9 protein-coding genes are annotated in these 9,884 nt (G+C 40.1%); all 9 read left to right on the top strand.

Annotation, left to right across the window (positions count from 1 at the left end):
- Window positions 1-71: 71 nt before the first annotated feature.
- The 9 genes from yycF (at window position 72) to G6554_RS21050 (ending at window position 9,849) form a co-directional block, all read left to right on the top strand.
- A complete protein-coding gene (gene yycF, locus G6554_RS21090; protein WP_166245526.1) occupies window positions 72-782 on the top strand; it encodes a response regulator YycF in 711 nt (236 codons plus the stop codon).
- 6 nt (window positions 783-788) lie between these two features.
- Complete coding sequence (gene walK, locus G6554_RS21085) at window positions 789-2,615, top strand: cell wall metabolism sensor histidine kinase WalK (RefSeq protein WP_166245524.1); 1,827 nt, start codon at window positions 789-791, stop codon at window positions 2,613-2,615.
- Entirely contained in the window at window positions 2,612-3,934 is a 1,323-nt protein-coding gene (locus G6554_RS21080; protein ID WP_166245523.1) for a YycH family regulatory protein, read from the top strand. Before walK ends, G6554_RS21080 begins: the two co-directional genes overlap by 4 nt.
- Window positions 3,921-4,718 (top strand): two-component system regulatory protein YycI, encoded by a 798-nt coding sequence (locus tag G6554_RS21075; RefSeq protein ID WP_166245521.1) that lies wholly within the window; start codon window positions 3,921-3,923, stop codon window positions 4,716-4,718. Before G6554_RS21080 ends, G6554_RS21075 begins: the two co-directional genes overlap by 14 nt.
- Window positions 4,719-4,724: 6 nt before the next feature.
- Window positions 4,725-5,519 (top strand): MBL fold metallo-hydrolase, encoded by a 795-nt coding sequence (locus G6554_RS21070; RefSeq protein ID WP_166245519.1) that lies wholly within the window; start codon window positions 4,725-4,727, stop codon window positions 5,517-5,519.
- Window positions 5,520-5,705: 186 nt separating this feature from the next.
- The gene (locus G6554_RS21065; protein WP_166245517.1) at window positions 5,706-6,938 is read left to right on the top strand and encodes a S1C family serine protease; all 1,233 of its coding nucleotides are present in this window, start codon (window positions 5,706-5,708) and stop codon (window positions 6,936-6,938) included.
- A gap of 133 nt (window positions 6,939-7,071) precedes the next feature.
- Entirely contained in the window at window positions 7,072-7,239 is a 168-nt protein-coding gene (locus tag G6554_RS21060) for a CxxH/CxxC protein (protein ID WP_308110611.1), read from the top strand.
- 100 nt (window positions 7,240-7,339) lie between these two features.
- Complete coding sequence (gene rlmH, locus G6554_RS21055) at window positions 7,340-7,819, top strand: 23S rRNA (pseudouridine(1915)-N(3))-methyltransferase RlmH (RefSeq protein ID WP_166245513.1); 480 nt, start codon at window positions 7,340-7,342, stop codon at window positions 7,817-7,819.
- 821 nt (window positions 7,820-8,640) lie between these two features.
- Window positions 8,641-9,849, top strand: coding sequence for a substrate-binding domain-containing protein (locus G6554_RS21050; protein ID WP_166245511.1), 1,209 nt, complete (start codon window positions 8,641-8,643; stop codon window positions 9,847-9,849).
- The last annotated feature ends 35 nt before the right edge of the window (window positions 9,850-9,884 follow it).

Below are 9,884 nucleotides of genomic sequence, written 5' to 3'. Positions count from 1 at the left end.
AACTAGTACAGATATGACTTCTAGTTAAATTTAATTATATAGATTGTAAATGAATGAAAAGGAGCAATGGTATGGATAAGAAAATTCTTGTTGTTGACGATGAAAAACCAATTGCTGATATTTTGCAGTTCAACTTAAAAAAAGAAGGATATGTGGTTTATTGCGCTTACGATGGAAACGAAGCGCTCCGATTGGTAGATGAAATACAGCCTGACTTAATTCTCTTGGACATCATGCTCCCGCAAAGAGACGGGATGGAAGTATGCCGTGAGGTTCGGAAGAAATATGAAATGCCCATCATTATGCTAACAGCAAAGGATTCTGAAATTGATAAAGTGTTAGGGCTTGAGCTGGGTGCGGATGATTATGTGACAAAGCCATTTAGCACGAGGGAATTAATAGCCCGTGTAAAGGCAAATTTACGTCGCCACAACCAAATCCTAACGCAGGCAGATGCGGAAAATGAAACAAATGAAATTGAAATTGGCTCGCTAGTGATTCATCCAGATGCCTATGTTGTCTCAAAACGGGGTGAAACGATTGAACTCACACACCGTGAATTTGAATTGCTCTACTATTTAGCACAGCATATTGGCCAGGTTATGACGAGAGAGCATTTGCTGCAAACGGTATGGGGGTACGATTATTACGGGGATGTACGGACTGTCGATGTGACCGTTAGACGCTTGCGTGAAAAAATTGAGGACAGCCCGAGCCATCCAACATGGATTGTCACACGTCGTGGGGTTGGCTACTATTTACGTAATCCTGAACAGGAGTAGTATTAAATGAAAAAGGTTGGTTTCTTTCGCTCTATACACGTTAAATTTGTGATCATCTATGTCCTCCTTATCTTAGTAGCCATGCAAATTATTGGAGTTTATTTTGTCAAACAGCTTGAAGAAACATTACGAACAAACTTCCAATCCTCGTTAAAGGAACGGATCAATTTGCTTGCCTATAATATTGTGGAGGAAATGGAAAAGGAAAGAACACCTGAAGACCCTACCGTCGAAGAGGATATTAAGAAAATCCTTCGCGACTTCAACGCAGGAGATATATCTGAAGTCCGTGTCATTGAAAATAGATCACTTAAAATTCTGGGGACATCGCATCAAAGTAACCAAGGCGTTGTCGGGCAAAGAACAACGGAGCTTCGAATCAAACAATCGATGGTGTTAGAAGAGGATCAGAGTGCGATTAAAATTGATCCACAAACAGGACATCGAATTTGGGTCCTCTCTACCCCGATAAAGTCAGGGAAAAAAGTGATCGGCGCTATTGATCTTGTCGCGAAAATTGAAAATGTGTTTGGACAAATGAAAACGATAAATAGGATTTTTGCTACTGGAACAGGAATAGCCTTATCGATTACTGCCGTATTAGGGATTTTGTTGGCACAGACCATAACTAGACCCATTGCTGATATGAAGAAGCAGGCACAAGCGATGGCAAAAGGGAACTTCTCACGGAAGGTGAAAGTATACGGTAATGATGAAATAGGGACATTGGCAATTGCCTTTAATAACCTGACAAAAAAGCTTCAGGAAGCGCAAGCGGGAACGGAAGGAGAACGTAGAAAGCTGTCATCGGTCCTATCCTATATGACGGATGGCGTAATTGCTACCGACAGAAAAGGACGGGTTATCTTAATCAATGAGCCTGCTGCCGACATGCTGAATGTTTCACGTGAAACAGTCCTTTCCCAGCCAATTGTCTCATTATTAAGTTTAGAAGATACGAATACCTTCGAGGACCTGCTTGAGGAAAAGGACTCTTTAATATTAGACTATAGTACAAAATCAGAACGTTATATATTAAGGGCTAACTTCTCCGTTATTCAAAAAGAAACAGGCTTTGTGAATGGGCTAATTTGTGTCCTCCATGATATTACGGAGCAGGAAAAGGTGGATGCAGAAAGAAGAGAATTTGTTGCGAATGTTTCTCATGAACTAAGGACGCCACTCACAACGATGCGCAGTTACTTAGAAGCACTTGCGGATGGTGCATGGCAGGATGAGGAAATTGCGCCAAACTTTTTAGAGGTAACACGGACCGAAACGGAGCGGATGATCCGTCTTGTTAATGACTTGCTGCAATTATCCAAGATGGATAGTACGGATTACAAGCTAAACATGGAGTGGGTGAACTTTGTCGATTTCTACGACCGCATCATCGATCGGTTTGAGATGTCCAAGGAGCAAAATGTCATCTTCAAAAGAAAGCTGCCAAAGCAAGCCATCTTTGTCGAAATCGATGAAGACAAAATGACCCAGGTATTATACAACATTATTTCCAACGCCTTAAAGTATTCACCAGAAGGTGGTCGGGTTACTTTTTCGATAAAGGAAAAGGAAGATAAGATTATTGCCAGTGTGTCCGACCAAGGAGTGGGGATTCCGAAAGAGAATATTGGTAAGATATTCGACCGTTTTTATCGTGTGGATAAGGCGAGGACCCGAAAATTGGGCGGGACAGGACTTGGACTGGCGATTGCAAAGGAAATGGTTCATGCTCATGGCGGAGATATTTGGGTAAAAAGTGAGGAAGGAAAAGGAACGGAAATTTCCTTTACACTGCCATATGAGCGTTCTGAAGAGGATGAATGGTCATGAGATACGAAAATATTAAATCAGGCATTTTAACCATATTAGTCTTGGTTAGTATTCTGTTAACATGGAGTCTTTGGACCTACCAGCCCAAATTTGACATGCTCGAGGAAAATAGCAATTATGTTGCCGGAGTAACGGTAAGTGAGAAACAAGAGGTTCAGAAAATTGTTAAACCGGATCAAGTATTGTTCCACATAAAAGGACAGCATTATGGAACAAACAGCTCAGCTGAACTTGAGAAGTTGATGAAGGATATGGGCCGGTGGTCGATTTTTGATGTAAGAAACTATTCGGATAAAGTGGAAAACATCGAGGAATTAATCCATAGCAGTGGTAACGCCGAGATTATTTTCCCTGGTGAGGTTCCGATTGAATTATATCGAAGTGTGTTAACGATTGAAGGAAAAAGGGTACCTTCCTTCAACTTCAATCGGATTATAATTAATGTTGATAATGCAGAAAAGGAAAATGGAATTTTATATTTTGTTTCCTCTGAAAATCAACAAGTCTATATCGGTCATATCTCATCCGCTAATGTAAATGAATTTAATCGTGAATTTTATAAAAATGCTAACCGCTACCCTCAGTATTTCGCTTATAAAGCAACTGACAAGCATACGCTCTTTCTGCCCGAAGCTGAAACAGAGATGACCGCGTATAAATATTTACCGGTTACGCTTAATTCTGATGAATTTAAGGGTGCCCTTTTTAACGACCCAAGGTTTGTTCAAAAAAGTTTTGTATTACCGCAAAGTGAGGAATACACGAACGACTCGAGTAAATTGATTATCAATAATGATACCAATATTCTTAGTTATGTGAATCCGACTGCAGCTGACAATTATCTTGACAGCTCTTATGGTCTAGTGAAAAGAAGTATTGATTTTGTAAATGAACACGGTGGTTGGACAGATGCCTTTCGGTACGTTTCAAAAAGTGAATATAAACAATCTGTTACCTTCCGATTATACAGCATGGAAGGATATCCTGTTTTTAACGATAGGGGACTTTCTGAAATTAATGAAGTCTGGGGTAAGGATGAAATTAATAGGTATGTCCGGCCCAATATTTCATTAGATTTAGTAACAGAAACAAAAAAGGCTACCCTCCCATCGGGACATGCTGTCGTGGAGTATTTACAGAAGAAGAAAAACTTTAAGCCAGAGCTTCTTGATAAACTGATTTTGGGCTATCGAATGGACAGGGATTCGGAGGAGAAAAAATTAATCCTTTTAGAACCTGCCTGGTTCTATCTTTATGATGGAAATTGGGAGCAAATTACGATGGAAAATCAGGGAGGATTGAAGTATGGATTGGAGTAAAATAAAAACTATTTTTATTATTACCTTCTTAATTCTGGATGTGTATCTCCTATTTCAATTCATGGAAGTCCGGGATGCCAATAAGTATGAAATAGCCACAGAGGCTTCTTTTGAAGAAAAACTGAAGGCAGATGAAATTACCTATAATGAGCTTCCGAAGACATCGATAAAGGGGCAATATCTCAGTTCAACGTCTAAGACCTTTTCGAAGGGTGATTTAGCAAAGCTGAAAGGTCAGGCAGTTTCAGTAAAGGATGCGGGCAATACGTTGCAGGTAACCTTGGATAGGCCCATTCAATTAAGTGCAAAATTTGAGCCAGCCGATCTATCTGCTTTTTTTAAGGAAAATGTCCTTTTCGGTGAACACTATCAATTTTGGGAGAAAGATGATAAGAAAAATACAATTACCTATCTTCAACAATATGAATCATTCCCCCTATATCAAAATTTAAAAGGAATGATTACATTTACGCTCAATGGAGATAATCAAATTATTTCTTACGAACAAACCTATTTAGAGGACTTTAAAACGCTAACAGCCAAGGAGGATATCCTCACTCCAATAAAAGCAATTGAAACGTTGCATCAAAAGGGTGTATTACGGCCAAAGAGTAAAATTACTAAGATTGAACTTGGTTATTCTTCCAAGGTCAAATTAGCGGCTTCCCAGGTGTTAGCACCAACCTGGCGTTTTGTTGTTAATGAAAAGGAAAATTTGTTTGTCAATGCCTTTGAAGGGCAAATTATTGATTTTAATAGTGATGAAAATAGTAAAGTGGAGTGAGGCAGTATGACGTTACGATATAGCATCCTTGCAAGCGGGAGTACGGGGAACGCCCTGTTTGTAGAGTCTGATGAACATTCCTTTCTAGTGGATGCTGGGTTTAGCGGAAAACAGATGGAGTCGCTTTTCGGACAAATTGACCGTGATATCAGCAAGCTTACCGGAATTTTTGTCACGCATGAACATAGCGACCACATTAAAGGAATTGGTGTCCTCGCCCGTAAATATCATTTACCCGTATACGCAAATGAAAAAACCTGGCGCGCGATGGAACGTTCAGTGGGCGCGATTCCGACAGAGCAAAAGTTTGTCTTTAACATGGAAACGGTAAAGAGTTTTGGATCGGTTGATATCGAATCATTCGGTGTCTCCCATGATGCTGCGGAACCGATGTTTTACGTCTTCCATCATGGTGGCAAAAAGATCGTTTTGATTACCGATACCGGCTATGTAAGTGACCGGATGAAGGGGATTATCACCAATGCTGATGTCTATATTTTTGAATCGAACCATGATGTGCAAATGCTGCGGATGGGGAGATATCCTTGGAACATCAAGCGCCGAATCTTAAGCGATGTCGGCCATGTCTCTAATGAGGATGCAGCACTGGCCATGAGTGATGTGATCGGGGATCGGACAAGACGTGTCTATCTTGCCCATTTAAGCCTTGATAACAACATGAAAGACTTAGCAAAGATGGCGGTCGCACAAACCCTCGAGAGCCGTGGTCATGTAATCGGTGAGCAATTCCAGTTATATGATACAGATCCGAAAATACCAACTAGTTTAACAGCCGTATAGAATTTGAAGAATGAAGCTGCCCTTTTTAAGGGGGCTTCATTTTATTATGAAAAAGATATGAACAAATTCGTAAGTTTTCCAGAACTAGATACAATTTTTTAGTAATTTAAGGTTGAACGAGTATAATTGTTATTATAAGCCAAAATAGTAGATAGCAACCTTTTCGGGAAGAGAGGAATGGTGTTAATGGGTTATTATGACGAGAATCCACAGGGGCGTCATCGGGAGCAAAAAGGAAAAAGGGGCGGATATTTTCTCACTAGTTTAATCGGAGCCATTATTGGTGCACTTGTCGTGGTCTTTTCCATTCCCACCTTGTCAAAGCAAGGTGTCCTGCCCTATACAATTAATCCAAATCAAAATACGGCAACGGAAACCAATAGTACGAACCAGCAAAATGTGATTCAACAGCAGGTTTCCTATGATGTGAATACCAATATTACCAAAGCGGTTGAAAAGACTGGCGATGCCGTTGTCGGTATCAACAACATTCAGTCCTCAAGCTTTTGGACGGATAATGCCGATGCCGAAGAGCCCACTGGAACAGGCTCTGGGGTTATTTATAAACAGGCAGGTAATAAGGCCTTTGTTGTAACCAACCATCACGTTGTCGAGGGTGCTTCTAAACTTGAAGTAACGATGGCGGATGGAACAAAGATCCCTGCAGAACTCTTAGGTAGTGATATTTGGACGGACTTAGCGGTGCTTACCATTGATGCTGGCAAAGTAAAAAAAGTGGCGGAATTTGGTAATTCTGACAGTTTGAAAATGGGAGAACCGGTCATCGCCATCGGAAATCCACTCGGCGCCACCTTCTCCGGTTCCGTCACACAAGGAATTATCTCGGGGTTAAAACGAACGATTCCTACTGACATCAATCAGGACGGTTTAGTGGATTGGCAGTCAGAGGTGTTGCAAACAGATGCGGCGATAAATCCCGGCAACAGCGGTGGTGCCCTTATCAATATGGCAGGCCAGGTGATTGGGATTAACTCGATGAAAATCGCCCAAAATGCAGTCGAAGGGATTGGTTTATCGATCCCAATCAATTCTGCTAAGCCAATCATTGATGACCTTGAAAAATTCGGCACAGTAAAGCGCCCGTATATGGGAGTAGATTTAAAATCAGTAGCGGAAATTCCGGCATATTATCAGGAGGAAGCATTGAAACTCCCTCGTGATATAAATTATGGGGTAGCCTTAAGGCAGGTCGTTGCCAATTCACCAGCATCACAGGCAGGATTAAAGGAGCTTGATGTCATCGTCGAAATGGACGGACAAAAAATCAATGACGTCATCGACCTCCGCAAACATTTATACCAGAAAAAGAAAATTGGCGAGAAAATGACGATCAAATTTTACCGGGATGGTAAGCTAAAGGAAACAACCTTAACATTATCAGCGGAAAAATTAGAATAACTCGGTATGTTAAAGCAGGAAAGTGAATGTGTGGTCCACTTCCCTGCTTTTTATTATGGTATTATAGGTGGGGTTATAAGTATGATTGCAGGTAGAAAAGTTCAAAATAATACTAACGATCTAGTTCGGGAAGGTGAAAAGGTTGATTTATAGTTGTGAGGAACATATAGAAATTGCATTAGATGATATTGTGGATCAATATCAAACATATCCTGTATTATCACAAATTCCTGTGGATAAGTCATCAACAGGCTGTGAATATTGCGAAAAACGGGCTGTATATATGGTAGAGAACAAATGATTCCATACAAGATGTGGATAAAAATTGTGAATATGTGGATAACCTCTGTGGATAACTTGTTTGTAAGCTGTTTGTAATCAAATAAAAAGGGTTGTGGATTGTGAATATCTCGATCATAACGGTTGGTAAATTAAAAGAGAAATATTTGAAACAAGGAATTGAGGAATATTTAAAAAGATTGACTGCCTATGCAAAGGTAGAAGTCATTGAAGTATCTGATGAAAAGGCCCCTGAAGAATTAAGCGAACTGGAAATGATACAGGTAAAGCAAAAAGAAGGCGAACGAATTCTTGCAAAAATTAGTCAGGATACATATGTAATAGCCTTAGCCATTCAAGGTAAGCTAGCATCATCGGAGGAGTTAGCAAGCTCATTAGATAAACTCGCTACATATGGAAAGAGCAAAATTGCCTTTGTGATCGGCGGGTCATTGGGATTGAGTGAAGATGTTTTGAAGCGGTCGAACGAACAACTATCCTTTTCGCGGATGACCTTCCCCCACCAGCTCATGCGGCTGATCTTAGTGGAACAGATTTATCGGGCGTTTCGGATAAATCGGGGTGAACCGTATCATAAGTAGATGAGGTTTTTTTAATAGATAAGATAGCATATAATTTGTCGCACCACAGTCCTTGGTACTGTGGTATTTTTCATATGGAGGCCAATATTCTTAAGCGCATTTTTTGATGAACATCAACATTGTGAGAAATTCAAAATAAATATGGAATAAAGGAAAAGAAAGAACAGAGATCGTAAGCGTGGAAGAATCATTGCAAAAGGAAAAAGGACCCACTCGTCTGTACAAGGTGTGAGTGGTACTATGAATACAGGAAGAAGTCTACTTGTTATGTTGTACAGGAATATTTATACGTACATCTAAAAAAATATATATTTTTTTATTGACATGTACGTACAAAAATACTACATTATTTGTAAGCGTTATTATTTTAAAAAGAGGGAGAATATAAAATATGGAGAAAGTTAGGACAGCAATAACTTCAGATAACCGAATTCCGCCCCTAAATATGTACGGATAAATATCAGCTCGAATAAAAGATAAGTTAGTAGATTCGTAGATTCAACCTTTCAAACTGTAGCATTCTGGAAGTTATGAATGGGACAATTAAGTTAAAAATGGTTATTAGACCTATTCTTTAAAGATGTTTGGAAGGGCTTACGTTAGAGTTATCGTACAATAGCCGTCGATGTTTATAAACATTATGGGGTTGTACTTGAAATAAGTTGGCATGGTTGGGTTTAGCGCGATGGGGACGAGCGCATTCTGAATTGTTTTTAGTTTTTATTTTTTTAAACGTTTTCAAGATTAATAGCAATTTAAGAACGTAATTTTATTTCTCAAAATTGGAATTTAAAATGTAAATAAAAAAGGGGACATTTAAAATGAACTTTAAAAAGTTAGCAAGTACCGCCTTTATAACTATTACTAGTGTTGCAGTAATGGCAGCTTGTAGCAGTCCTAGCCGTAGTACTTCAGCATCAACAAGTACCGCGCTTAAAAAGGGTGATTTGGTTGGTATTTCAATGCCTACTAAAGCTGATCAGCGTTGGAATGTTGATGGTGCCAATTTGGTTAAGGATCTCAAAAAAGCAGGATTCAAGACTAAGCTCGCGTATGCAAATAACAGCCCATCACAGCAGTCAAATGATATCAACAATCTGGTTTCTGCTGGTGCAAAGGCAATTGTCGTTGCAGCAGTTGATGGCACTGCTGTTGGACCGGCGGTTGAGCAGGCAGAATCACAAGGCGGCGTTGTCGTTTCTTATGATCGCTTAGTAATGAATACCAAGGCCGTAGATTATTATGTGACTTTCGATCTTGAACGCACTGGTATTCTTGAGGCAAATACCATTATAGATAAACTTGATTTGAAGGGTAACGGTGGTAAGACTGAACCCCTAAACATTGCACTTTTTGCTGGTTCGGATGATGATAACAATGCACCTTACTTCTTCAAGGGGGCTTGGGATTTACTAAAGCCTTACTTCCAGTCAGGCCAATTGGTTGATCCATCAGGTCTTGTAACCAAAGACACTACAGATGCAGATTGGAAGAAGATCTCTGTTCACGCATGGGATCAAACCCAAGCACAAAAGCAAATGGATGCATTTATGACCAAGCTTGGAGATAAGCCACTCGCCGCAGTCCTTTCTCCATATGATGCAATCTCACTAGGTGTTATGAAGTCAATCAAGAATGCACGTCCTGATATGTCTCCATCTATTCCATACTCTGCTTCAAACCAGCAGAACAAATCTGCATGGCCAGTCATAACCGGCCAGGATGGTATGGATATCGCTATCACCAACATTGAGCACGGTGCACAGGCACAGACTGTCTTCAAGAATGTTGCCCTACTCGCAGATCAGACAACGTCAATCTTGACCCAGATCGCTGATGGCAAGAAGCCGAAATCATCCGATGCTCCTATGAACAATGGTAAGAAAGAAGTGCAAACTTGGCTGTTAATGTCAGATGAATTAGTTAAGAACCCAACAGGTGAACAAAAAGGTTTACATTATGAAGTTGAGGCAGGATTCATCACCGAAGCACAATATCAGAAAGATATCTCTGCTCCGATTATTAAGTAGTAAGTTAAAGACTTTATAGCGACTTTGCGAACAGG

Source organism: Bacillus sp. MM2020_4, assembly GCF_011250555.1.
Classification (GTDB): Bacteria; Bacillota; Bacilli; order Bacillales; family Cytobacillaceae; genus Neobacillus.
Note: the sequence above shows the minus strand (reverse complement) of the source record. Positions and strands in the feature narration are given on the sequence as shown.

Bases quoted from the DNA above. Each gene is read 5' to 3' on its own strand.
- yycF (WP_166245526.1), top strand. From the start codon at position 72: ATGGATAAGAAAATTCTTGTTGTTGACGATGAAAAACCAATTGCTGAT.
- walK (WP_166245524.1), top strand. From the start codon at position 789: ATGAAAAAGGTTGGTTTCTTTCGCTCTATACACGTTAAATTTGTGATC.
- G6554_RS21080 (WP_166245523.1), top strand. From the start codon at position 2,612: ATGAGATACGAAAATATTAAATCAGGCATTTTAACCATATTAGTCTTG.
- G6554_RS21075 (WP_166245521.1), top strand. From the start codon at position 3,921: ATGGATTGGAGTAAAATAAAAACTATTTTTATTATTACCTTCTTAATT.
- G6554_RS21070 (WP_166245519.1), top strand. From the start codon at position 4,725: ATGACGTTACGATATAGCATCCTTGCAAGCGGGAGTACGGGGAACGCC.
- G6554_RS21065 (WP_166245517.1), top strand. From the start codon at position 5,706: ATGGGTTATTATGACGAGAATCCACAGGGGCGTCATCGGGAGCAAAAA.
- G6554_RS21050 (WP_166245511.1), top strand. From the start codon at position 8,641: ATGAACTTTAAAAAGTTAGCAAGTACCGCCTTTATAACTATTACTAGT.